The organism is Castellaniella sp. (assembly GCF_049651205.1).
GTDB lineage: Bacteria > Pseudomonadota > Gammaproteobacteria > Burkholderiales > Burkholderiaceae_B > Castellaniella.
Window position 1 is genome coordinate 62,221 of sequence record NZ_JBASBR010000004.1, and the last position, 25,442, is coordinate 87,662.

The window sequence follows — 25,442 nt, forward strand, 5'->3', positions numbered from 1 at the left end:
AACGATCAGACCAATCATGTCCAATCATTCGCACCATGTTTTCGAATTTATTCATGCGCTGCGCTTTGAAGATCTGCTGCAAGCCGGGGTATTGCAGGCACGCCGATGCCTGCTGGACTTGTGCGGCGTCGCCGCTGCAGGAACAGTCACCCCTCTTTCAAAAATCATGCGCCAGCATGCGGCCACACAATACGGCGCCACAACACACAGTGCCCGGATGCTGTTCGATGGCCGATCTGTCAGCCTTCCGGGCATGGTGTTGGCCGGTGCGGCAACGATCGACAGCATCGACGCCCACGACGGCCATGTCCTTACCAAGGGCCATGTTGGCGTCACCATCCTGCCTGTCACGGCCGCCTTGGCGGATGCCGGCCTGATCAGGAACGGCCGCGAGTTTCTGACCACCCTGGCGCTGGGCTACGAAATCGCCACACGTGCGGGGGTGGCCCTGCATGCCACCGCTTGTGATTACCACACCTCCGGTGCCTGGAACGCGCTCGGCGCGGCCGCGCTGACAGCCCGTGCCCTGGCACTGGACACGAATCGCACGCGAGAGGCACTGGGTATTGCCGAATACTTCGGCCCGCGCAGTCAGATGATGCGTTGCATCGATCATCCGACCATGGTGAAAGATGGCTCTGCCTGGGGCGCCATGGCCGGCGTATCGGCAGCCCTACTGGCCGCCGACGGCTTCACAGGCGCACCCGCCGTGACAATGGAAGACCAAACGGTGGCATCCTTCTGGCAGGATACGGGCAGACGGTGGGCAATCATGGAACAGTATTTCAAACCCTACCCCGTCTGCCGCTGGGCGCAGCCTGCCGTTGAAGCAGCACTGTCCCTGGCTCGCACCCACGCCCTGCAGGCAGCCGATATTGCCGAGATCCGGATTTCAACATTCTACGAAGCCTCGCGTCTGGCCACACGTCACCCGGACACCACAGAGCAAGCACAGTACAGCCTGCCATTCCCGGTTGCTTCCGCCCTATGCCATCAACGGCTAGGCGCCGGGGAAATCAACGGACCAGCATTGCAAGACCCTGAGGTCTGGCGACTCAGCGAAGAAATGGTGATCACCGAAAACGCGTCATATAGCCAACGTTTCCCCGCCGAGCGCTGGGCGGACGCAACGATCATCCTGCACGATGGGCGCACACTGCAATCCGGCCCCCACACGGCACGCGGCGACGCAGAAGCGCCGCTTACGGACACGGAAGTGGCCGATAAATTCTTGGCATTGGCTGAACCGGTGTTGGGCCAGGTACGCTGCCGACAATTGCAGCAAACGATCGACACCTTGGGCGATGACGACGCCGAAGGCCCCGTGCTAAATACACTGCTGGATCTGATACTCACGGCCACCTGAACAGGCAGTACATTCCAAACCCCATAATGGGGCTCACCCGACACCCAAAAAAGAAGGGGCGGGAATGTATCCCCGCCCCTTCGGCTGTGCCCGGTGCGCTGGATCACAGCGCATCGGTCGACACTCTTTACTGCACCTTGGCCAACTGATCCAGGATGCCAGGATTCTCCAGCGTGGAGACGTCCTGAGTGATGGGCTCGCCCTTGGCGACAACACGCAGCAGACGGCGCATGATCTTGCCCGAACGCGTCTTGGGCAGGTTCTCGCCAAAGCGGATTTCACGCGGCTTGGCAATGGGGCCAATCTCTTTGGCCACCCAATCGCGCAGCAGCTTGGCCATTGCGACAGCCTCATCGCCTTTTGGCAGCGGCCCATTGAGCACCACAAAGGCCACCACGGCTTCGCCGGTTGTATCGTCGGGACGACCCACCACGGCAGCTTCTGCCACCAGCTCGTGAGCCACCAGGGCGGATTCGACTTCCATCGTGCCCAAGCGGTGGCCCGAGACGTTCAACACGTCGTCGATACGGCCCATGATCCAGAAATAGCCGTCCTTATCGCGCTGGGCGCCGTCGCCAGCCAGGTAATAGCCTTTGAGTTCTTCAGGGAAATAGGTTTTCTTGAAACGCTCGGGATCGCCCCAGATGGTGCGAATCATTGATGGCCACGGGCGGCGGATGACCAGGAAGCCGCCCTTGCCGCGTTCGACTTCTTCGCCGGTTTCATCCACGATGGCGGCATCAATACCGGGCAACGGCAAGGTGCAGGAACCGGGCTTGAGCGGTGTGACGCCCGGCAGCGGTGTGATCATGTGGGCACCGGTTTCGGTTTGCCACCAGGTATCGATCACCGGGCAACGCTGGTTGCCGACATTGTTGTAGTACCACACCCAGGCTTCGGGGTTGATGGGCTCGCCCACCGAGCCGATGATGCGCAACGAGGAAAGATCGTAGGATTTGGGGTGAACCTTGGCATCCGCCTCGGACGCCTTGGTAAGCGAGCGGATGGCCGTAGGCGCTGTGTAGAACACCGACACCTTGTGTTCCTGGATCATCTTCCAGAACCGGCCCGCATCCGGGTAAGTGGGCACGCCCTCGAACACCACCTGGGTAACCCCGGCAGCCAGCGGCCCGTAGGTGACATACGAGTGGCCGGTCACCCAACCGACGTCGGCGGTACACCAGAAGACGTCGTCTGGTTTGGAGTCGAACGTCCATTTCATGGTCATCAAGGACCACAGCAAGAAGCCCGCACTGGAGTGCTGCACGCCCTTGGGCTTACCGGTTGAACCGGAGGTATACAGGATGAACAGCGGATGGTCTGCATCCACAGGCACGGGCGGGCAATCGGACGACTGCCCCTTGATCACATCGTGCCACCAGAGATCGCGGCCGGCATCCCACTGCACATCAGAGCCGGTGCGCTTGTAGGTAATAACCTTGCGCACGGCCTCGCATCCGCCCATGGCAATGGCCTCGTCCACGGCATTCTTTAACGCGATGGCCTTGCCGCCGCGCATCTGTGCATCGGCCGTGATAATCAGCGTGGCGCCGACGTCGACGGTACGCTCGTGGATGCTCTTGGCCGAGAAGCCGCCAAACACCACCGAATGAATGATGCCCAGGCGTGCGCAGGCCTGCATGGCCACCACCGCCTCGATGGACATCGGCAGGTAGATGACGGCGCGCTCGCCCTTCTTGAAGCCCAGCGATTTGATCGCATTAGCAAACTGCGACACGCGAGCGTGCAGTTCTTTATAGGTAACTTTGGTGACGGCACCGTCGTCCGCCTCGAAAATCAGGGCAACCCGATTCTCGGCCGGTGTGCCCAGGTGTTTATCAAGACAGTTGGCCGAGACATTGATCTGGCCATCCGGGTAAAACTTGTAGAAAGGTTTGTTGGATTCGTCCAGCACCTGGGTAAAGGGTTTTTCCCAGAGCAGGTTCTCCGTGGCCAGACGGGCCCAGAACGCGTTTGGATCCCGATTGGCCTCGTCGCACAGGGCTTTATAGCCTTCCATCCCAGACACATTGGCCTGCTTGACCAAGTCTGCCGGTGGCGGAAAAACACGGTTTTCTACCAGTATGGATTCAATCTCCGTAGCCATTGCGCTCGCTCCTTTTGTTTGATGTGATGACATCAAGTTTGAATTGTGTTCTGTGTACCGTACTGCACGAGTCTTACTTGACCCTGACAAATGCAACCGCCTGATTGCCTGCATCCCGGTCACGTTGGCCCCGGGTAAAATCCAGCCCAGCCAGTATCCACAGGCCCAGCATAAAAAATACACCGGTGGCCAGCAAAGCCACCCGGTGGTTGCCACCCGTAAGCCACACCAGCACGCCATAGGTAAGGGGGCCCACGACTGCCGCCAGCTGAACTGCAAATGTCCAGAGTGCGAAAAACTCGGCGGGGCGATGGACCGGCGCCAACACGCCCACCATCGCACGGCCGGCACTTTGGCTGGTGCCCATGCACAAACCTGCCAGTGCCGCTGCCAGCCAGAACACCGCCAGCGTCTGGGTGGCACTTGCCAGCAGCACCATGACAATCCACCCCACCAGGGTAATGGCCAGTGCACGCTTGTGGCCGATGCGATCCTGCACATAGCCAAAGGCAAACGCCCCAGCCGCCGCAGCGATATTAACCAGAAACACCAGCAGCATAGTGTGCTGCATGTCAAACCCCATCACCTCGGTAGCATAGACCGCAGACAAGGTAATGACCACGGTGATCCCTGCCTGGTAGCAGGCAATACACAGCAACAGGCGCTGGAAATCCGGGAAATCACGCCGGGTTTCTTGCCAGGCGGCGCGCAGCTGGGCAAACACCGGCTGTGCCGGAGGCGCTGCCTGCCTATGTTTGGGCTCGCGCAGCCACACAAATGAGGGAAGCGCCGCCAAGGCAAACAGAACCGAGGTGAGCAGCATGATCCAGGGCACGTAATCGGAGGCAGACAAGCCCCGTGCTCCGGCAGTGCTGGCCACCCACAAGGCCAGGCCCAATGCCAGCATGCCGCCAAAATAGCCAAAGCTCCAGCCCCAGCCGGACACCCGGCCCATGGACTCCGGGCGCGCCAGGGATGGCAGGAAAGAAGCCACGGTAGACTCGCCCACACAATAAAATACATTGGAGGCCGCCAGCCAGAACAGGCCCCAGGCAATGGCGCCGGGGCCCACGGTGGCCAGGACGGCTGTGGCCAACACACACCCTACAGTGCTGGTAAACAAAAGCCGTCGGTGCCCCGCCCGGGCATCGGCCCGCGCACCCAGTGAGGGCATGGACAACATCACGATCAGATAGGACGTGGATAAGGCCGCGGTAAGCGCCAGCGTGCCCCAGGTGTGCCCCGCCGCCACCACGCCCACAAAATAGGCGTTAAAGACTGTGGTGAGCACCACCGTGGTGTAGCCCGAGTTGGCGAAATCGTACATGGCCCACGACCAGAGTTCTCGCCGCCGCACCCCGGGATGCAATGCCCCCCCGGCCACTGCATCCTTTGCTCGACCCATGATTACAGCGCCGCGCGGATTTGTTCCAGAGCGCTGGGATCTTCGATGGTGGTGAGATCGCCAGGGTCCCGGCCTTCGCACAGGGCTACGATGGCGCGGCGTAGCACCTTGCCGGAACGCGTTTTGGGCAGGTTGGTGACGAACAGGATGCGGGCCGGCCGTGCCACCGGGCCGTTACGCTCTTCGATGACATGTTTGATTTCGGCCTCGAGACGATCCCGGCTGCCTGGCTCGTCGAGCATGGCGGGGTTGCGCAGTACGGCAAACCCCATGGCCACTTGCCCCTTGGTCTCATCAGCAACCCCCACCACGGCAGACTCGGCCACGGCAGCATGGGTGTTGACGGATTCTTCGATCTCGCGGGTGCCCAGGCGGTGCCCGGCGACATTGATGACGTCGTCGGTGCGCCCGAGGATAAACCAATAGCCGTCCTTGTCCACCAGCCCCCAGTCGAACGTGGAATAGGTAAGCCGGCCCGGGAAGGATTCGAAATAGGTTTTGACAAAGCGCTCGTCGTTGCGCCAGATAGTGCTTAAGGCCCCCGGCGGCAGGGGTGGCTGGATGGCCACCACGCCTTTTTCGTTGGGGCCGCAATCCTGGCCCGTGGCCTCGTTGACCACCCGGACATCAAAACCGATGACAGGCACCGAGGGGCTGCCAAAACGCAGGGGGATTTCTTCGATACCCGGCTGGGCAGACAAAATGGGCCAGCCGGTTTCCGTTTGCCAGTAGTTGTCGATGACTGGTTTATCGAGGGCTTCGGAAAGCCACTGTCCAGTGAGTTCATCCAGTGGTTCACCAGCCAGGTAAATGCGATCCAGGCTGGAGAGGTCGTGCTTGGTAAGCAAGGCCGGGTCGTGCTTTTTAAGCACCCGGATGGCCGTGGGGGCGCAAAACAGCGCACTGACGCGATAGGTTTCGATAATGCGCCACAAAATGGCCGCATCCGGACGCACGGGCGTGCCTTCGTACATCACCGTGGCCTGGCCGTTAAGCAGTGGGCCGTACACCACATACGAGTGCCCCACCACCCAGCCTACGTCGCTGGCCGAAAAATAGACGTCTCCAGGCTTGCCCCCAAAGATGTACTCCATCGAGGCACACAGGGCCACCGCGTAACCACCGACGTCTCTTTGCACGCCCTTGGGGTTTCCGGTGGTGCCGGAGGTATACAGGATATAGCTGGGCGCGTTGGATTCAAGCCATACCACCGGCACCTGCACGTCCAGATGGCGGGCTCGCAAAGTGGCGTAATCGAGATCGCGCCCCTCAGTCAGTTGCATGGGCACCAGGTTGCGATCCACCAGGACTACGTGCTCGGGCACATGGGCGGATTGTTCGATGGCCTTATCCAGCAGCGGCTTGTAGGGAACCGGCCGCCCGCCACGCGAGCCTGCATCAGTAGAAACAATGACTTTAGGTTCGGCATCGTCGATGCGTTGCGCAAGATTGTGCGCTGCGAATCCACCAAACACGACCGAATGAACAGCCCCGATACGTGCACAGGCGAGCATGAAAAATGCAGCCTGGGGAATCATGGGCAGATAGATGAGGACACGATCACCCTGCTGGACGCCCAGACTTTGCAGAATCGCTGCTGCTGCGTTGACCTCTTGGGAAAGCTGCGCCCGGGTATAGACGATTTCTTTGTCGACCTCGGTGGAGACCCAAATGAGGGCAGGCTGATCCGCCTGTGTATCCAGCCAGCGATCGACTGCGTTATAGCAAAGGTTGGTGCGCCCGCCCACAAACCACTGCGCAAACGGCGGCCGGGAATAATCCAGCACCTGGGAGAACGGGGTTTCCCAGTGAATCCGCCGGGCTTCCTGAGCCCAGAAGGTTTCCCGATCCTGTATCGATTGGCGATGAACCTCGCGGATTTTCTGCATGATGTCTGTCTCCTGGTCGTCCTGCTACCCGAGCATCCTGCCAGACACCCGTAATGCGGACGTATCTTGAATGGTTTTGGTGCCAACATGCTACACCAGCCTCGACCGTACTGCGGAATCCTGACACAGGACTTACACGGAGTCGCTCAGCCGGCCAGACAACGCTCTAGTGCCCAATTGGCGGCAGCCAGCCCCATCGTGGCCGTGACAGTAACGCTGGACCCATATCCGGCGCACGACAGGCCCTGCGGCGCGGCTGCCGTCCAGGCCTCAGGCAAGCGCACAGGCTGCTCGAACCAGAGGCACTGAACTTTCATGCGCGGCACCCGCTGCCTGGGCTTGCCGCCGGTAGCTCCGCCCTTGGGATAGCTATGCTGCTGACGCAGGGTTTGCCGGATACGTCCCAGCAAGGCATCGTGGGCGGCCTCGGAGAGATCACCCGCCCGCAGACTGAGCGGATCTGTTTTGCCACCCGCCCCGCCGCAACACAGCATGGGCCAGGCGCTGGTGCGTGCCTGAAGAATCATGGCAATCTTGGCAGGCACCTGGTCCGTGCAATCAATCAGTACCCCGGGAGGATGATCCGCCAGGATGGACTGGATATTGCCGGCATCCACAAAATCATCGACCTCGGTGATCTGGCACGCTGGATTGATATCGCGCACCCGTGCGGCCATCACAGCCACCTTTGAGGCCCCCAGGGTGCTGCCCAGCGCATGCACCTGCCGATTGATGTTGGATTCGGCGATGTGATCGAGATCCACCAGCGTCAGATGCCCGATCCCGGATCGTGCCAGCGCCTCGGCGCACCACGAGCCCACCCCACCAATACCCGCCACCACCACATGGTGCTGGGAAATAGATTGCCACGCACCCGCGCCATAAAGACGATCAAGGCCGGAAAACCGGCGATCGAGGTCTGGGGTGGTGAAATCCATTAACAGAGAATTTGGCATCGACATACATATCCATAAACGACGACAGCAAGATTTTTGACACGCACAGGAGCTGGTCCCGGCTTTACGTCAGATCCGCGGCGAGGTACACCCGACGCACCTACTTGCGTTGTGCGTACGCAGAGATAGGTGACACAGGCATGGCCATATCGCCTTGCCATGGCCGAAACGTATAGCGCAAATACAGCATCAGACGATTGGGTGAGTAATCTTCACTTTTTTGCACGTCCACCACGCCACCCAACACCCAATGATTACTCAGGCGATGCTCTGCTGCAAACCGCAGCTGGTAACCAAAGCCGCCCCCCGTGCTGTCTTCTGTCCGGCTGGTTGCCAGTACATTATCGGCACTGACACCCCTGAGGGCCATCGCCTGTAACGGATCCGCCAGCAGCCCCGGGAGCGGATAATACGGCCCACCCTGAGTCCTGGTCCAGGATCGGGAAACCGAAGCATCCACCACAAAAGACCAATCCGACGACCGGTAGGCATATCTGACAGGGAGCGACACCGAGACGTACCGTTGAGGACTGTAATACCCGCCCTGCCCCAGGGTATACGCGCCCAGATCCTTTTGATAGTGCCAATACATCGCATTGATGCCAACGCTGAGTTCCTGACTGGGCTGATTAATCAGGCGCCGGTAGTACCCGCCCATCAGACGATAGCGCTGATTGGGCTCGACATGACGCCCTGTCAACTTGTGATAACTGATGTCTGCCCACACCCCATTGGCTTCGCCCTGATCCCAACTAAGCCCCAGACTGGGGCCGGTGGCCACCACTCCCCCCCATAACGCGCCTGTTCTTGGGTCGCGCAAACCAGCAAAGGACAGGATCGAACTATCGATGGGCCGCCTTGAAAGGGTTAAACGCCAGCCCATCTGCTGAAGATCACCCCGGTAGGACAAACCGCCCAGCCAGTTACCAACGGGAAACCCAAGCGGGCTATGGCCGACATCCCACGACCAGCGATCGCCTTCATAGCCAAAACCCAGGCTGGTTCCACGCGCGGTCTGATGCAAGGCTGTGCTGCAACCCGGTAGAGATTGACTGCGACCACTGCTGTCCTCACCTTCGATCCGGCAGGAACCAAACCACTCGGTGTGTGCACCAGAGGCGTCCGTGTCGAATGTTCCCGCGTCCATCCGCACGTGATCGGCCTGCGCAAACACACGCCCGGTGCGCCAAGGGAATTCCAGCCGGGCAATCGTGGTGGATGTGCCTAAGCGCGAGAGCCCCGGCGTACCGTCTGCACGATATGAGGCATCTTCAAGCACCGTCAACACCGGGTTTTGTTGTTGATACAGCGCAGCGGTCTCACGACGAACACCACGCATACGCCAATCGTCTTCAGCCCGCTGCCGGGTGGCTTGAGTCAGTTCGACAGCATTCCGTTCATCATCAACACCTGAGGCGGGCAACAAACCAAGCCCGCGCATCGACTGCGCATAGTGTTGAAGCGCTTCCGGCGCGGAGCGACGGCTCACGATTCTCCCGAGATCCCGGGACACCAAGGGGTCATGATCTTTCCCGACACTGGCCTGAAGGATCTCCTCGGCTCTTGCGGGCGAATCAAGTGCCAGCCACAAATCCGCCAATTGACGGCTCTGTGCAGGATCGGGATGCTCGAGCGATTGCGGAAGGCGGCTCAGGGCGCTGCGCACGCGCAACCACTGTGCCTTCTGTGCCCAGACCTCAAGTTGCCCAAGAAATGCGTCTGCTTGCTGCGAATCCTCTCTGAGCACCGCCGCATACAGCATTCCGGCCTTGGGCAGATCTTGATTCTCGAGTGCCCACGCCGCAATCTGCAGGCGTATCTCAGTTGTCTGCGGCCCTGTCTCAAGGGCAGCAATGGCTGCCTGGATGTTTCCTGCGTCGTGGTACTGACGGGCATGGGCGATCCGCTGGCGGGTTTTTACACGCTGCGCCAAGGCGTGCATTTCTTGCGTCCATTTTTGCGGGTGGATGTGTTCCAAAGCAGACAAGGCAGGTTGCCATTGATCTGCAGATGCCAGCAACAAAGCCTGCGCGTACCGACTGGGCGGGCTGTCGGGATGGCGGGTCAAGTGACGATCGTACGCAGCCATGACCGCCTCCACCGGTTTGCCCTGCCTGCTCAGGACTGACGACAGATGGTAGCTGGCCCAGGGATCATCCGGATCCAGCCGCTGAACCATGGCCCACTGCAAGGCGGCTTCATCCCAATGCCCGGATGCCTCAGCCTGCTCTGCCTGCCGGGTATGTTGCGCCACCTGTAGCGCGTGCCGGATGCCCTGCCACCGGCTAGATCGGGAGGCAGGAAATTTCTGCATGCGCAGCAGCGCCTGTTGCGGCGGCATCTGCAATAAAACACGCTGGATCCCCCGCATGGCGCCTGAACTGTCCGGTGTTAATTGCAACGCCTTGAACAGCCCCGTTAGTGCCTTTTCCGGGTAGCCCCTGCGGGCATTCATGTCCGCCTCGTCAATCCACACCGTCTCATCTGATGGATCCAATTGGCGTGCCTGATTGAACAGGGATTGAGCACGTTTCCATTGCTGACGGTTAACCGCGGTGGCGGCGTCTTCAAGCAATAACCAGTAGCGTGTGGAATCAATCAGGCTGACCCAGGCTGACGCCCCGCCAATCTGGTGGGTGTGACTGGCCGCCAGCTTGAAATACTTCAGGGCTTGAGTGCGATCGCCCGTTCTTGAATACGCAAGGCCCAGATTGCCGAGGATATCGGCATCGTCAGGATACGCACGAGCGGCTCGCTGCAAGCGCAGCAGGGCCCCTGCTGCATCCTGGCCGCGTTCGATCAGCGCGATCCCCTCGCGGCCTGCCTGCCAGGCAGGGTCGTTGATGAGGGCTGCCTGGTGCGATGCCTTGCGGGCAGCATCCGCAGCCTGCGGCAAGCCCGCGTAGCGGTTTGCAAAACCTTGCCAGGCCAATTGCGTCTGGCGATCAACGGGCTTTTGTGACCAATACCCGAATTCAAGCGCCGCAGCCGAGGTTCGGCCTGCGGGGATAGCCGCCAAACGATGAAGATACGTTAGAGCCAGATCACCCTCATCATCATCCAGGGCCAAGCGTGCAAGCGCCGTCAGCAGGCCGGCATGCTTAGGGTAATGCTCCAGTGCCGATGCGAGCTGCGAGACAGAGAGATCATGATCCGCCGGCAGACGCGCACGAAACTGCCAGTACTCCAGCGTGTAATCAGCGCTTGGATATGTTCCGCGAAATGCCTTGTCATACTCGGCACGCGCCTCTGGCAAGCGCCCGGCCGCTGCGTAAAGCCTGGCCTTGGACAAGGCCTCGATTGTGGCGGGGTCTGTCGCCAGGCGATAGCTGGTATCCGCCTGACGCCGGGCGCTGGAATTCGGCGCCAGCTGAGACAGTTGCGCCAGCGTTTGCTGCGCCTGAAGAAGGTCTCCACGCCGCAGGGCCAGGCGCACCTTGGCCGCAAGCGCAGCAGAATCGTCGGGATCGATGCGAAATAGCCGATCCAGCGCGCTTTGGACCATATCATCCCGAAACAGTGTCTCACCCAAATGGACTTGTTGCAGCAGTTGAGACCGGGCATCGGCCTCTTGCGCCCACCCATTGCTGGATGCTGTGGTCACCAGAGCGGCCAGCAGTACGGCCAGATTCAGTCTTCGGAACACGGCTGACCTCCGATATGCAAACGCCCGGATTCATCGAACCAATAACGCTTCTGCAACCAGCCTTCGGCAAAGAGGGCCAGCACCTGATCGTAATAATTGGATGAATCGAAACGGATCTCTGCCATGCGCTGATGCAAGGCAGGAGCTACCGGCGCTGCACGCAACAAGGGCAACAGGGCGGCAGAAAAGCCCGCAGGCCCTTCTCCATCGACATCACCAGAAAAAATATTGATGTGCTGCGGTACCTGGCCCATCTTGCCAACAAGGCTTTCCACCCTCCTATAGTGGCGCTTCAGGCGCTTGGCCTCGGCCTGATGATCGGCCAGCATTCCAATCCATAGATACACTCGAACCGCGTCATAACTGCCCTGAGCCCCCTTCGGCACATCGGCCCAGCCATGGTTTTCCGCCGACCAGACTGCCCAGTCGGGGGCATACCCGTTGGGAGCAGTCGCCAACAATATGTGTTTGAGATTTGCGTTCAAATGCACCCATGCACTACTGGGAGCCTCTTCAGCAAACCGCTGATAGATCTGGGGCGTCATATAGCTGGGATTGACCGTCCATTGCCGGCCATGGACAAACCCCTCTCGACCACCCAGCAACACCCATCCCAGGCCGGGGGCATCCAGGGCTTCCTCTCGGGCAATACGCTGCATCAACAGAAGCCCCAAAGCAGCATAAGAATGCTCGTCCCACAGCCGGCCAGCCTCGATCAGCGCATAAGCCATCCACACATCGGCATCCGACGCAGAGTTATCGTCAAGAACACCAAACTGCCCATCTGCCTGCCGCCCCCATAGCCAGGCAGGCAAGTGGCCCGTGAGATCCCCACTTGCCAGATGCCTTTCCGACCAACTCAGCAGCCGCCGAAACAGGGCCTCGTCGGAATTGACCAGCGCAAAAAATAAACCATACGCCTGCCCCTCAGACGTGGTGATCTGGCGACTATCCGAATGATCTATGACTCGCCCGTCTGAACTGATGGCCTGCTGCCTGAATATCTCCCAGTGTGACCACGCAGCCTGCTCGGTACATTGCAAGGCGGCGGCCGCCTGGCCTTCTTGCGCAGCCTGGCTGTTGCCGGACATTCCGGCAGCAGTCAGCATGAAAAAGCCGATCAGCCAATACACGCAGAGAAGGCCCGGCCGGTGCCTGGCTCCACTGAAGACGGCGGCACGCCTCAGCCCATGGGACGAAGGTGTCTTAAGCATCTCGTTCCAGCCGGCGGCGGGCTACCCGGCGCAGCAACCACCAAAGAAGTACGGCAACCAGTATCACCGCTGCCACAGCAACCGTGGCCAATAGAACAGGATAATTTGACAGCTGGTACCAAAGCCGCTGCCACCAGGGCAAGTAGCCAACAAAATAGTGCTGGCCAACCGCACTGCTATACACACCGGATTCCCGGATGATGGACACGCCTCCCTTGATCGCATCGCGCTTCCCGGTATCGGACAACGCATCTTGCAGGAGATCAAAATCTGCAGGGGTGGACGCCAGCAAGCCCAGCCAGCTGCGTTGTGGATAGCTCCCGGATTGCATCTCAAGGATCGCTGCCAAGGGAGCCGAAGCCACGACACCCAGGTGGTTCACTGCCTCCTGGGCAGGCGCCGCCACTTCCCCGATACCACCATCAAACACCTGTCTGCCCTGGGGATCACGCGGCAGCTTCAGGCTTGTGCGCATCCCTTCAATCAGCAACGTCATGTTGGGCTGTTTGCGCAATGCGTCCGGTATCTGACCAAACCAGATCAAATCGGCATCTTGGTCAGCGGCCTGTTGCCAATCATGCATGACGCGAACGCGATATGCGGGGACGCCTGTTTGAGCACTCACAAACGCCAACACCTCCAGCACGCTGCTGACTAGTCGCGGGCCAGGGTTTGACGGCACCACCAGGATCGTTTCCGACAGGTCGGCCATACGGCTGAACGGGTATCCACTACTGGAAAACGCCCGCAGGTTTGGCATCTCAAGGTAATGCTGAAATCCGGAGAAATCGATGTAAGAGGCCTGATCGATTGCAGCCCGTTGATCAACGGGCAGCTTGGTCTGGCACTGGCCTTGCTGCGCAGAACCCAGGGTACTGGAGAAGGAGAAATCAAACCGCAGCTGATTGTTCGCCCCCACCTTGAGCGCGGGAACCAGTAATTGCGAACTATCGTTGGCTGAATCGTCACCCATCAAAGGCAGGCGCGTCAGCAGCTGGTCTTCCTGGCCAGCAGGCAACAAGGGAAAACTACGCACAAATTGCCGATTCAGACTGATGTTCAGTTTCGACTCATCCATCCGGCTGGGAGGCGTGTACCGATATCGCAGTTTCATGGGGATACCTGCGTTACGCCAGACGAAGAGATCGGGAGGCAAGTTCAGATTCAGCACGATAGGGGCCGGCTGCAAACCACGCACCTCCAGCTGCCCCGGAAAATCGGCCAGCTCTTTAAAGCTGACAGGACGATCTGTCGGCACCCAGCGAGGGGCATCATAGGGAAGCCGATCGGCCAGCGCTTCGAAGTCTTTGATTTGCACACTGCGGCCACGCAGCAATGGACTGCCACTGGCCAATGCCTGAGACGCTTTCAGAATATCCGTGCCATCCCGGCCCAAGATCAGCAGCCATTTGTGGGCAGGGTCGTCCGGTGCAGAGATCAGATCCAGGGTGGGCCCGTCCACGGCCGGATAATCGGCCAGGAATGCCGGGCGATGCAGGTTGTCCGCCATCACAATTGCATTGGCAGCGGGCAACCGATCATAGACAACCGGAAAACGCACTTGGCGCCAACCGGCAGTACTGCCAAAGTAAGACGCCAGCACACCAGCGGCCTGCACCAGCGTTTCATCCGGCGCTGCCGGAAACACAAACGGAATCGCCTGTGTCTGCATGTCATTCAGGTCCAGAAAGGGTTCGGGGAAAAACGCCAGATCGTTACGCGTACTCAGTGGCTCTTCCTCGAGCATCAAACGGGTCTCTCCGCTGAGATCCAGCCACAAAGACGAGTTGGCTGGATCCGCACACACAGATTCATAGTGGCCAACAAACTCCAGCCGGATCTGGTTGAAGTCACGCATCAGATTGGGCTCAAGCGGCAACCGGGTGCTCTGGCGCCCACTCTTGCCACTGACATTGATGGGTACAACAGCCATCAACTCATCATTGAGATACACCCGGATATGAGACAAGCGCTCAACCAATGTGGGAGAAGGTGTAAACACCAGATTCAGCGTGGCCTGCCGAACGATTCTGTCTTTACGCAGGGTGAACTCCAGCACCTGGCTGTCCGCCAGCCCATTCAGTAAGGACGACCTCCGGTTAATCAACCTATCCAGAGGCCATTCGGTGTGAATCCAGTGATCGGCCTCGGGGGAGGCCTTGGGTTCAACATTGGCCACAGAAGCAGGCAGGAGGGCATTGGACGGGGCCGGCTCTGCCGCATGGCCTGCGGCCCCAAACATCAATAACGCCAGCCAGATGACAAACGTGCCTTTAATGGACATAGAAATGCTCACGAAGATCGGCCCACACGGCCGGAGACAACAGCGGATGGAAAGTGGGGTAAAAAAGAAAGCAGCCAGGCAGCAAAACCGGCGCCCATACGCAAAATGATGCTGATCGGAAATGGCATGTAGCGAGCGGCCTGGTAGTATCCGGAAATGCCCAACCTGACCACACCGCGCAGGCTATCCAGCGGTCGATCGGTTTCCAGACGCCCCTGCCATGCCAACCAGGCATCCGCACGAGCAAAGACGCACTGAACCAGATCGATCTGGTTTTGACGCTGCGGGATATCGAGCTGAACACCGATACTTTTGTCTTGCGACCGCACCACACTGCCAGGAAAGGAAAACTCTCGATCACCACGCGTGAGATACACGCGGACATTGCTGTACAAAGCAACTGTCGCGGATTCAGCCAGGGTGATACCCACCCCACCCTCTGAGAAATCTGACAGGGTGGCCGTGAGGACATGACCATTTTCCAAACGGATACATGTCGGTAATGCTGTCGGCACACGATGGGTTTCGCGCACCTGACGCAACTCGGCCGCCACCGCAAGGGCCCCGCCGAGGATCACCATATTGAATAACACCCACACCATCGTGATCAGAACCGTATTGACCTCATCGGCCGGCCCCGTCCATAAGCGCCAGGCACCAAAAAGCAGGCCCAGGCCATTTAGCAAGGCCAGCACGACATACGGCATGGAAATTTTCCAGTCGTAATAGCGCGACTGAATCAAGCCCCCCTTGGCTGTGACATTAAATGCTCCTTTTTGCGGGGCAAACAAGGCGACCAAAGTGGGTCTGGCGATATACCAGGACAGGACCGTTTCGTAGATTTCGCCCCACATGGTTCGCCGGTAGTTGCCCTGCAAAACCGAACTGGTGAGATTGGCATGCAACAGATGAGGCACGACATTGAGGAGAATGGCCAGGGCGGGTGCGTACACGATATAGGAGTGTGCCAACAGAAACGCCAAGGGTGCTGTCAGGTATATCAGCCGAGGCACACCAGACAGGAAGTGCAGCATTGCGTTGGTGTAGCAAAGCCTCTGAAACAGCGACAAGCCCTTGCCCAGCAAAGGATTATCCAGTCGAAAAATCTGCACCATGCCCCTGGCCCAACGAATCCGCTGACCAATGTGCGATGCCAGACTGTCAGTGGCCAGGCCTGCGGCCTGGGGAATGCGTAAATACGCGGAATTCCAGCCCGCTCGATGCAGATACAAAGCCGTGTGTGCGTCCTCGGTAACCGTCTCGACAGCAAACCCGCCAATCTCATCCAGAGCCACACGTCTGAGAACTGCACACGAACCACAAAAAAACGCAGCGTTCCAGAGATCGTTGCCATCTTGAACCAGGCCATAAAACAACGTGTTCTCGTTGGGCTTGGTACCGAAATGCCCCAGGTTTTTTTCGAATGGATCGGGAGAGAAAAAGTGATGCGGCGTCTGCACCAACGCCAGTTTTGAATCCCGCAGAAAATGACCTACGGTAAGCTGGAGAAACGACCGGGTGGGAATATGGTCACAATCAAAAATTGCGATCAGATCCCCGTTTGTCTGCTTCAAGGCATAGTTGAGATTGCCGGCCTTTGCATGATCATTTTTTGGCCTGCTGATGTAGTTGATTCCTGCTGCCTGGGCGAATGCCCGAAAACTCTCACGGTGGCCGTCATCCAGCAAATAGATATTGAGGCGATCAGCCGGCCAGTCCATCCCCAAAGCGGCATATACAGTAGGCCTGACCACAGAGAGCTCTTCGTTGTACGTGGGAATCATCAGATCCACCACGGGCCAGAAACTGATATCTTCAGGCAGGGGCGCGGGCTGGCGATTAAGCGGCCAAGCCACCTGGATATATCCCAACAACAGAACCACCCAGGAATACGTTTCTGCCGCCAGCAACAGCAAGCCAAAGGATAGATCCTGCGCGTTTGTCCAGTTTAATGTCGACGTATATCGCCACCAGATGTAGCGGCCGGAAATTGTCACTGACAACACCATCAGCATCAGCAAAGAAAACCTGCCGGGAATCTTGCGCACCACCAATGCCAGGCCGAAAAGCAGCGAGACAAAGACAAACTGAGCCATGTAGTTAAACGGCTGTGTTACCAGCAAGCTGACCAGCACCACGGCAAGCAGTGACAGGGCGCCAAAGACCAGCAAGCGTCCTGTTCTTCCGAGTTCGCGCACCCACAACCTTGCGCCGCGGACAATCCCGCTATCGGGCAACGCTGTCATCCTCGCCGTCCACACCGTATCCACAAACACAGCAACCAGGTGTATGCAACGCTGCAGCCAGTGGAATAAGGAGAGGATCGCCCCCTGTTTTGACCTGTCTGGAAACGGTACTACACACAGCAGAAACACGCCCTGCACCAGATAGCGGATGGGGTCAAAAATACTGAACGAACGTTGCCCCCGAACCCGGCGAAAGCACTCTCCGTAGCGCCTGGCGGCATGCCGCCAGGCAGGCGCATCAAGGCGCAAAAGCAAGCTTGCCAGCACCCAAAGCACAAGCGCAGCGTGTGCGCCCAGGGGCCCCAGGCCGAACTGGCGGCGCAACTGCAGGCGGCGCTGGCCAAGCGCGCTGGCCACATGCGTTGTCAGAGTTAACTGGGCGAGGGTTGTCATGGCTGATGGTTTCCGCGTCCGATACACCACATCGCCAGGGATCGCGCGGCATCGCTGGCGGCACATCCCGGCCGATACCGGGTAACCGGCATCTTCCAGGCCATTGCCTCTTGTACAGACTCATCTTCATGCAACCAGACCGGCAAGACGCTTTGCTTGAACCGGACACGCCAATCCAGCACGATATCTGCAGACAGTTGCCGTTCGGGACGCACCCCATTGATCAACAGATGTGAGCCCTGTGCCAACCCATACGCGCCCAGCAAGGCATGCACACCTGCATCCGGCCAAACCACCGTAATATCGTGCAGTACATGGGGCCGCAAACAGGTGGTAACCGGATGGCGCACAGAGGGACAATCGAAGATGACCCAATCGATTGTCCATGGCACGTGGGCCAGATGGGGAAGGCACTGCTGCTCGAGCCAGGCACAGGCATCGTCATCGGGGATGATCGTGGGGTTTTCTGGCCGGAGCTGCCCGGACGGCAGAAAATACAAACCGGGCCGAACGGAAAATACCCGCCGTTGCCAGCCCCCGTCAGCCTGGCTGTTGCACCAGCCATGGGCATCACGCCAGGGCACGTTAAAGTGCAAGCGCAGCAAGTCTGAGGAGGTCAGGTCTATCATCAATACAGTTTGGCCATAGGTACACAGCGCATCCGCCAACATGGCAACCACGCTAGTGGTACCCACCCCTCCTCTCACACCGCTGACCATAATTTTTTTCATGGGTTTTGCACGATCTCTTGCAACAGGGGCCAGCGGCTCAATGCCTCGTGATGCGCCCGTAAGGTGGCAATATCCCGATACCGAAAGGAGGTGGGTTTCAGGTAGTCTTGCAACGCGGCAATATCATCACCCCCCGCCGTACTCAAGGTATAAGGCGTAGCATCTGAAGTCACTTGAATATCAAGATCCATCTTGTGGTTTCCTATTTTGGATATGGGATCCATGACCCCTGCCCCATCCGGACGTAAGGATTTTGTTGCCACTCCATCAACACAGTCCCATCGTTCTCCGACACCGGATTTGTCTCGGGCAGCGTGGCGACCAGACGAGTCCAATCGAGCGCTGGTTGTTCAAAAGCATCGATCGAGACCAGCTCGGACATCAGTTCAGACAGTGCCAAAAAGCTGCTTGGTTTCTCAACTTTGACCGGCTGGCCATGCGGCGCCTTGGCTCCGATCAACTTCAGAGCGACGGGCACACGAGTAATAGAAGGGCTGGGGATCTCGCGCATACCCGGAATCTGCATACGATCACCCTGCAACGCGGCACCATGCTCCGGCACCAGGACAACCAGTACTTTCCGGCCGCTGCGCTGTAATTCGGCGAAAAACGCGGACAGATTATCGAAAAGCCGCCGCAGTCTGTCTCCGTAAGGCGCTGCCTGGCTACCACCCGCGGCGGTTGCCTCACGATTGCCATCGTGCAAGGTGATGGAGTTGTACAGCAATGCAACGCGTGAATCGCCCGAGGAAGTTCTTTGTTGCCACCAGTGTGTCAGGGTGTCTAGATCGCCCCATATCGGGGAGCCATCAAACGCCCGAAGCCTGGCATCCAACGCCTCGGGGATATAGGGTTTTGGAAAGCGGCCAGACGCCGTAATTTCATCCAGGAACCCCTGAAACTGGCCATTATGATTAAGCGCCGTCTCTGTTTTAAACCCCAGTTTTTCAAGATTATCAAACAGAAAGCACCGATCTTCTGCGGGTTGATACAAAGCCTGATGTGACACCTGTCCGCAACTTGCCCGCATCAGCCGAAGCACCGCCGGCCCGCTGTAACTGGTGGCAGCATTAAATTGATCAAAGATCACATCCATGCCCTGTAATAAGGGATGATTATCCAGGCCGCTGGCCTGGAGATCTGCCCAGGAAAGCGAACAAATACTGAGCACCAACACATCAAAAGGCTGCTCTGTCGGCATCGACGCCGGAAACTCAACCACGCGTGTGGCTTCAGAGGTGTAAAAGGACGTCAGCGCCTGATTTAATTGTTCCTGGGTGGGCTTGGCCTGCTGGCCCGAGACACCCGAGGCACTCTGAGCAGCCGGCCCGCCACCAGGCTGGAGCGTGGGTGCCGCTTCTGTTTGTGCCACCGAGTGACTTAGTACCTTGCTCACGCCTGCTCCGGGGGTTACCCACGACCCCATATTGATGCCTGCCACACTGCTTAAAGAGACCGAAACCAGCGCCAGCACCGTAAACGTTGTCATGCGCAGCCACTGCGCCGCAAATAGATAGGCCACGAGAAAAATGAAGCCGGCACCGATCAGATCCCAGTTGATGAAGCGGCTCATCAGCTCAAGCAGATACGCAGGCGAAAACCCAAGCAGATCGTGACGTTGCGCCAGCAGGCGGGAAAACGGTGGATACCAGGTATCGTGGTAAAGAAGCGCAATACCCGCCGGCACGGCCAGCAACTGCCGCAACCGTGAGAGCCAGACATTGCGCAACGGAAACAACAAGGCTGCTGCAAACAGAAGATTCAGATAAACATCAAACTGGATGACTCCAAACCAATACATCAACAGCTTGGCTATAAAGTACAGGTTCCACAGACCCAACCCTTTCCAGAGCAACGACGGGGAACCGTTTGGCATTTCAGTTGTCATGATGACCCGGCTCCTGTGCTGGTGTTCCCGACGTTGGATAAGCTGCTTTTGCCGTAGAACCCGCCGGTGGCGGTACGTATTTTTTGAGATACCTGGGCCCGCGCAGATTGAGGTCGTACCGACACCAGCACCACCGGATCAAACGCTCGAGAAACACACCGAGCACCACCCCACTGATCAATGCGATCCACCACAGATGTATCGGTGCAATCATTTGGAGCGCTCCGGTTCTGGCGCGCCGACACCCGCCAGACGGGGCTGATCAGGCTGAGGCCTACCGCGCGCACCCGGCGTTGACAGCATCTGGGTGTACTCCAATGCAGGATCGACCCGATCTGCCGGTGTTTGCCGCAGCACCTCGAGCTTGTCTGATATTGCGCCGTGGTCGGCGCAAACCTCATGGCTGGTGACGAGCTCGCGATAGTCGAGACTGAATACCGCCTTTAGCGCCACCGCGACAAACTCGGGGCGGCAACCTGCCAGAAAAAGATAAATCTGGCCCGCCAGTGCAGCAGCCGCGTCTCCCGCCCTTTGAAGGTTGAGCTGCGTAAGAATGTGGCTCGGAGACAGGCCCGGGGCCGGTTGTAGTACTACCAGCACACCTTGGCCCGACAGGCCACGCATATTGCTCAGAAGCTGCTGCAGATAATCCAGAAAATCGGGCATGAGAACGACGCCAGCAATGCGGTCGCCCCATCGCCAGGCGAGGTGATCCTCGAGGTTCTCCAGCAGCGGTCGAGTGTGCTTGAAACCTCGTGCCAAGGTCAAAAAATGCATCATCTGCGTAGGCAACAGCCGCCTGGGAAGCAGCCATGTCGCGCCACAGGACAAGAGCAGCTCAACATCCTGATCACGCAACTCGCCGCCGACCTCCCGGATCAGCAGCTTAAGCCTGGGCCCACGCACAAGACGCAAGCGATAAAGCCATCGGGCCAGCTGCGGCAAGGCCTGACGGCCTTCACAGGCAAAAATGACGGTGGCCGCATGTGCGGTCAGGGCACGATCAAGTAACTGATTCGGTTCTTCGAATACCTGCCAGTCGGTGTCCTGTCGCAAGGGCAGCTCCAGCAGCGCTCGACGCTCCAGCAACACGACTGTGCTGTCAGTTTCACGTACCGAGTCCAGAAAGGTACGCGGTGATGCGATGAATGCACCGTCTTTGGCCTGGATGGAAAATCTGCTGCCACCAGAAACCCCCACCTGATTACACCAATAACGTACTTCATAGTGCCATTGATTGTCCTCAGCGCGCAGGCAGGAAACGCCGGAGAGATACTCGTTATGGGCCATCATTTGCTGCGTCAAAACCAGGGGTTCCTCTCCCAGCAGCGCAATCAGCAATACGCAGCCATTGCCACCTAACCACCGCCGCCATTGCAACAAGTATTGACGAAAAGCTGCGTCGGCCGGCAACCCGCTAGCCCGGATGGCTAACACTATCACGCGATGGCGCGGCCGAAGGGCGCGATCAAGATCTTTGGTAAGCACACGCAAGGCCGCGTGCCCCATCGGGCTGATGGCAAACGCCTTGTGCGCCCGGTTATCACCGGCTACGCCCCGGCCCACCTCCAGCACACCCACCAGATCTGCCTCGCCCACCAGCAATGTCGCGGGCCGACGGTCGCGCGATTGCAACAGGATCTGCCCGAAAACTGAAAGAGCTGAATTATTCGAAAAGCAGATACAGTAAATGCCCCCTTCCCGCACACGATTATATTCTGCTGCCATGTGGACAAAGCCCAGCGTGGCCTCAGAAAGGGGGGTTGCAAGATGTGAAGTACCGGGTAGGCATCTAGTAAACAAAGCCGTTGGCTCCAGACTTTTAGCGATAAGCTGATTAACCTGGGGCCTACCGATTCGCCATCGCCCCGCTCGACACATGAATTGTGACCGTTACTATAGCGGCAATCTCCATACATTTGACGCATAGAATTCAGCAAAAAATACATGAATCCGCTGCTCCAATCGTCCGGAACACCACGATTTGCCTGACGGTCATGTCGATCTGTCTGCTACAAACTACAATAGAGGGCTCCACTCGACCGACTTTGTCGCATTGCCGTGAACCGAATCCCTCGCCCACCCTTGTCACCTCCCGCCCCCGATGCATTACACCTGCGCAATGAGACATGGCACCAGGCATCCATCCGGGAAACCTTGCGGCACTGGGATAAACGATCCGACCTCTGGATATTTGGCTATGGCTCGCTCATCTGGCGCCCCGAGTTCAACTTCATCGAGGCCCGCCAGGCCAGAATCCACGGCTACCATCGCGCACTTTGCCTGTGGTCACGAATCAATCGGGGCACACCTCAGCAACCAGGGCTGGTTTTTGGTCTGGATCTGGGTGGCTCTTGCACCGGCCGGGCGTTTCGGATTGCAGCAGAGCAGGTACCCGACAGCATGTTGGCTCTCTGGAAGCGCGAAATGCCCAGTGCCTCGTATATTCCACGATGGCTGTCGTGCCATACAGATGCGGGGGTGGTGCCTGGCCTAGTTTTCACCATGGACCGCCAGGATAACGGCTATGTCTCCGGCCTCAGCCTCGAGCAAACCGTGGCAGCGGTGCTGCGCGGGCACGGGCGCTATGGCGCATGCACCGACTACGTCTTGCAAACGGCTCATGCACTGGACGCGGCGGGCATCCCTGACCGCCGGCTCAAGGCAATCGCGCAAGCCCTGCAGGCGCCCACCTCTTCTTTCGTATAAGCAGGCACCATGTCCATTGCTGATATTCGCCAGACCTACCAAAAATTTGAGCTGCTTGAATCGACTGTTGCGGCGGATCCCTACACCCAGTTTGATCGATGGTTTCAGCAAGCGCTGCACAGCGAGGTGCATGAGCCCACTGCCATGACGCTGGCCACGGCAGATTGTTCCGGCAAGCCATCGGCCCGTATCGTGCTGCTTAAGGGCTTTGACGCCCAAGGCTTTGTGTTTTACACCAATTACCAGTCGCGCAAGGGGCAGGAATTAAACACCAACCCGCATGCCAGCCTACTGTTTTTCTGGCCCGAACTTGAACGGCAAGTACGCATCGAAGGCATGGTCAGTCAAGTGGCAACAGCCGAATCCGACGCCTACTATGCCAGCCGGCCGCTGGGCTCCAGGATCGGCGCCTGGGCATCTCCTCAAAGCCAGCCCATCACCCACGACGCACTGGCACAGCGGGCCAGTGCGCTAGCAAAAGAGCTGGGAGACCAGCCCCTCAGGCCACCCCACTGGGGCGGATATCGAATACAGGCCAACCATATCGAGTTCTGGCAAGGGCGCCCCTCGCGGCTGCACGACCGCCTGGTTTATGATCTGGATGACTCCCAACATTGGCAATTGACACGCCTGGCTCCCTGATTGCCATGACATCACACCCTCAGTCTCCTGATTTCCCGTCTCTATATTTTCGTTCTGCACTCGGCCGCTTTCCTACCGGTGTCACTATTATTACGGCCGAACACCCCGACACAGGGCTGCCCCTGGGCCTGACCATCAGCTCGTTTTCGTCAGTCTCGCTCGAACCACCCATGGTGCTATGGTCTTTGGTGGAGACAGCGGTCTCCCTGCAGGCATTCCTGGCGCTGGATCACTATGTGATCCACGTGCTGTCGGCCAGCCAGATCGATCTGGCACGCCGCTTTGCCAAGGGCCCACACGCCGAGCGCTTTGCCGGACAGGCGCTGGAGCGTGCCCCCAACGGCACCCTGATGCTGGCTGACAACCGTTGCGCGGCCTGGTTTGAGTGCCACAACACCCAGCACCATCAAGCGGGCGATCACACTATTTTTGTGGGCCGGGTAGAGCACTGCCAACGGCAATTGCTTTCTCCGCTCATCTATCACGCGGGCGACTTCGACCTGACTCAAGGCAGCGAACCCTTGTCTCGCAACTGAACCGTATGCACGATTACATTCTGACGCTCTCGTGCCCAGATCGCATGGGCATTGTTCATACTGTCAGCAGCTGGTTGCTGACGCACCATGGCAATATTGTTCACGCCCAGCAGTTTGGCGATGTGGACAGCCAGCAGTTTTTCCTGCGCGTGCACTTTTCTCTGCCACAGGACGCCGACCTCGGCATGTTAAAGGCAGACTTTGCGCCCATTGCCGAGCGCTTCGACATGCAGTTCGATTTTCATGATACCCACCACAAGGCACGCCTGCTGGTGCTGGTAAGCCGTCAGGGCCACTGCCTGAACGACTTGCTGTTTCGAGTGCACAGCGGGCAGATGCCTGCAGAGATTGCCGGAGTAGTATCCAACCACGAAGACTTCCGAAGCTTGGCCGAAGCCAACAGGCTGCCGTTTCACTACTTGCCAGTGTCAGCAGACACCCGTGCCACCCAAGAGCAGCAGATCCTTGATTTATGCACTCAAGAGCGTGTAGATCTGGTGGTGCTGGCGCGCTATATGCAGATCTTGTCGGCCAATCTGTGCCAGGCGCTGTCTGGCCGCGCCATCAATATCCACCACAGCTTTTTGCCCGGATTCAAAGGCGCGCGCCCTTATTATCAGGCGCATGCCCGCGGCGTAAAAATTATTGGCGCCACCGCACACTACGTGACGCAAGACCTGGATGAGGGCCCGATCATCGAGCAGGATATCGAGCGCGTTGACCACGCCATGAACCCGAAAGACCTGACCCGCATCGGCAGTGACATTGAATCCGTGGTGTTGTCCAGGGCCGTGCGCTGGCACGTCGAACATCGCATCTTGCTAAACGGCCGGCGCACGGTGGTGTTTCGGTAAACACTGCAAGGCACCCCAGGCCTGTGCAATACGCAATCGGCCTGGCTGCTGCGCAGGCAAGCAAAGAGAATCAGTGTGAGGCGGGGAGTTCGAGCTCGAACAGGCTGGTGACTTCGACTTCGAGCACCTGAGCACTGTCTTGGTTGAACAAACGCCATGTCCAGCGGATGATGCCGAGATCTTCACGCGAAGAAGACACCCGTTTGGAGTCGACCGTGGCTTCGAGGCTGAGTTGATCGCCGGGACGCACAGGCACCATCCAGCGCAGGCGCTCGAGGCCGGGAGAACCGAAGGATTCGGAGTCGTGCAGGATGCCGTCAACCGCCATGCGCATGGCCACACTACACGTCATCCAGCCACTGGCAATCAGCCCACCCCAGCGGCTGTCTTTGGCGCGCTCCGGGTCGACATGAAACCATTGAGGGTCGTAGGCGCGGGCAAAGGCCAGCATTTCAGCCTTGTCCATGGTGACAGGCCCCTGGTGGATCACCATCCCCGGTTCGAGTTCCTTGAATTTCATAATACCGGCCGGCAATAACCGGCAATCAAAAAGAAATAATCGGTCAGTTTAACCGC

At 58.7% G+C, this 25,442-nt stretch carries 18 protein-coding genes; 5 read left to right on the plus strand and 13 right to left on the minus strand.

The window, feature by feature from the left end; translation table 11 throughout:
* Window positions 1–16: 16 nt before the first annotated feature.
* Window positions 17–1,366 (plus strand): MmgE/PrpD family protein, encoded by a 1,350-nt coding sequence (locus WA928_RS01445; protein WP_424298631.1) that lies wholly within the window; start codon window positions 17–19, stop codon window positions 1,364–1,366.
* 127 nt (window positions 1,367–1,493) lie between these two features.
* Here the strand turns inward: WA928_RS01445 and acs are convergent, their stop codons facing one another.
* The 12 genes from acs to WA928_RS01505 all read right to left on the minus strand — a co-directional run bounded on the left by acs (window position 1,494) and on the right by WA928_RS01505 (window position 22,006).
* Window positions 1,494–3,473 (minus strand): acetate--CoA ligase, encoded by a 1,980-nt coding sequence (gene acs, locus WA928_RS01450; RefSeq protein ID WP_424298634.1) that lies wholly within the window; start codon window positions 3,471–3,473, stop codon window positions 1,494–1,496.
* A 73-nt stretch (window positions 3,474–3,546) separates the two neighbouring features.
* Window positions 3,547–4,878: an MFS transporter gene (locus WA928_RS01455; protein WP_424298636.1), complete on the minus strand. Its 1,332-nt coding sequence runs from the start codon at window positions 4,876–4,878 to the stop codon at window positions 3,547–3,549.
* Between the two features lie 2 nt (window positions 4,879–4,880).
* On the minus strand, window positions 4,881–6,767 hold the full coding sequence (locus WA928_RS01460) for a propionate--CoA ligase (protein WP_424298639.1): 1,887 nt from the start codon (window positions 6,765–6,767) through the stop codon (window positions 4,881–4,883).
* A 146-nt stretch (window positions 6,768–6,913) separates the two neighbouring features.
* The gene (locus WA928_RS01465; RefSeq protein WP_424298642.1) at window positions 6,914–7,729 is read right to left on the minus strand and encodes a tRNA threonylcarbamoyladenosine dehydratase; all 816 of its coding nucleotides are present in this window, start codon (window positions 7,727–7,729) and stop codon (window positions 6,914–6,916) included.
* 94 nt (window positions 7,730–7,823) lie between these two features.
* A complete protein-coding gene (bcsC, locus tag WA928_RS01470; protein WP_424298645.1) occupies window positions 7,824–11,369 on the minus strand; it encodes a cellulose synthase complex outer membrane protein BcsC in 3,546 nt (1,181 codons plus the stop codon).
* Window positions 11,354–12,478: a cellulose synthase complex periplasmic endoglucanase BcsZ gene (gene bcsZ / locus WA928_RS01475; RefSeq protein WP_417251989.1), complete on the minus strand. Its 1,125-nt coding sequence runs from the start codon at window positions 12,476–12,478 to the stop codon at window positions 11,354–11,356. The genes bcsC and bcsZ overlap by 16 nt, the downstream gene beginning before the upstream one ends.
* Before the next feature lie 97 nt (window positions 12,479–12,575).
* The gene (gene bcsB / locus WA928_RS01480; protein WP_417251990.1) at window positions 12,576–14,867 is read right to left on the minus strand and encodes a cellulose biosynthesis cyclic di-GMP-binding regulatory protein BcsB; all 2,292 of its coding nucleotides are present in this window, start codon (window positions 14,865–14,867) and stop codon (window positions 12,576–12,578) included.
* A gap of 8 nt (window positions 14,868–14,875) precedes the next feature.
* Window positions 14,876–17,506: a UDP-forming cellulose synthase catalytic subunit gene (gene bcsA, locus WA928_RS01485; protein WP_424298649.1), complete on the minus strand. Its 2,631-nt coding sequence runs from the start codon at window positions 17,504–17,506 to the stop codon at window positions 14,876–14,878.
* Window positions 17,503–18,237 (minus strand): cellulose biosynthesis protein BcsQ, encoded by a 735-nt coding sequence (gene bcsQ, locus WA928_RS01490; protein WP_424298652.1) that lies wholly within the window; start codon window positions 18,235–18,237, stop codon window positions 17,503–17,505. The genes bcsA and bcsQ overlap by 4 nt, the downstream gene beginning before the upstream one ends.
* Complete coding sequence (gene bcsR / locus WA928_RS01495; RefSeq protein ID WP_424298655.1) at window positions 18,234–18,428, minus strand: cellulose biosynthesis protein BcsR; 195 nt, start codon at window positions 18,426–18,428, stop codon at window positions 18,234–18,236. The genes bcsQ and bcsR overlap by 4 nt, the downstream gene beginning before the upstream one ends.
* A gap of 11 nt (window positions 18,429–18,439) precedes the next feature.
* Window positions 18,440–20,125 carry a cellulose biosynthesis protein BcsG gene (bcsG, locus tag WA928_RS01500; protein WP_424298658.1) on the minus strand — a complete coding sequence of 562 codons (1,686 nt, stop codon included), beginning with the start codon at window positions 20,123–20,125 and terminating at the stop codon, window positions 18,440–18,442.
* 210 nt (window positions 20,126–20,335) lie between these two features.
* A complete protein-coding gene (locus WA928_RS01505) occupies window positions 20,336–22,006 on the minus strand; it encodes a BcsE family c-di-GMP-binding protein (protein ID WP_424298661.1) in 1,671 nt (556 codons plus the stop codon).
* 174 nt (window positions 22,007–22,180) lie between these two features.
* On the opposite strand from WA928_RS01505, the gene WA928_RS01510 reads away from it, so the two are divergent.
* The 4 genes from WA928_RS01510 to purU are packed head-to-tail and all read left to right on the plus strand — an operon-like array spanning window position 22,181 to window position 24,866.
* Window positions 22,181–22,834 carry a gamma-glutamylcyclotransferase gene (locus WA928_RS01510; protein ID WP_424299558.1) on the plus strand — a complete coding sequence of 218 codons (654 nt, stop codon included), beginning with the start codon at window positions 22,181–22,183 and terminating at the stop codon, window positions 22,832–22,834.
* A 9-nt stretch (window positions 22,835–22,843) separates the two neighbouring features.
* Entirely contained in the window at window positions 22,844–23,476 is a 633-nt protein-coding gene (gene pdxH / locus WA928_RS01515; RefSeq protein ID WP_424298664.1) for a pyridoxamine 5'-phosphate oxidase, read from the plus strand.
* 5 nt (window positions 23,477–23,481) lie between these two features.
* Window positions 23,482–24,012, plus strand: coding sequence for a flavin reductase family protein (locus WA928_RS01520; RefSeq protein WP_424298667.1), 531 nt, complete (start codon window positions 23,482–23,484; stop codon window positions 24,010–24,012).
* 5 nt (window positions 24,013–24,017) lie between these two features.
* Window positions 24,018–24,866 carry a formyltetrahydrofolate deformylase gene (purU, locus tag WA928_RS01525; RefSeq protein WP_417251999.1) on the plus strand — a complete coding sequence of 283 codons (849 nt, stop codon included), beginning with the start codon at window positions 24,018–24,020 and terminating at the stop codon, window positions 24,864–24,866.
* Between the two features lie 70 nt (window positions 24,867–24,936).
* Here purU and WA928_RS01530 read toward each other — a convergent pair whose 3' ends face one another.
* Window positions 24,937–25,386 (minus strand): MaoC family dehydratase, encoded by a 450-nt coding sequence (locus WA928_RS01530; RefSeq protein WP_417252000.1) that lies wholly within the window; start codon window positions 25,384–25,386, stop codon window positions 24,937–24,939.
* Window positions 25,387–25,442 lie beyond the last annotated feature (56 nt).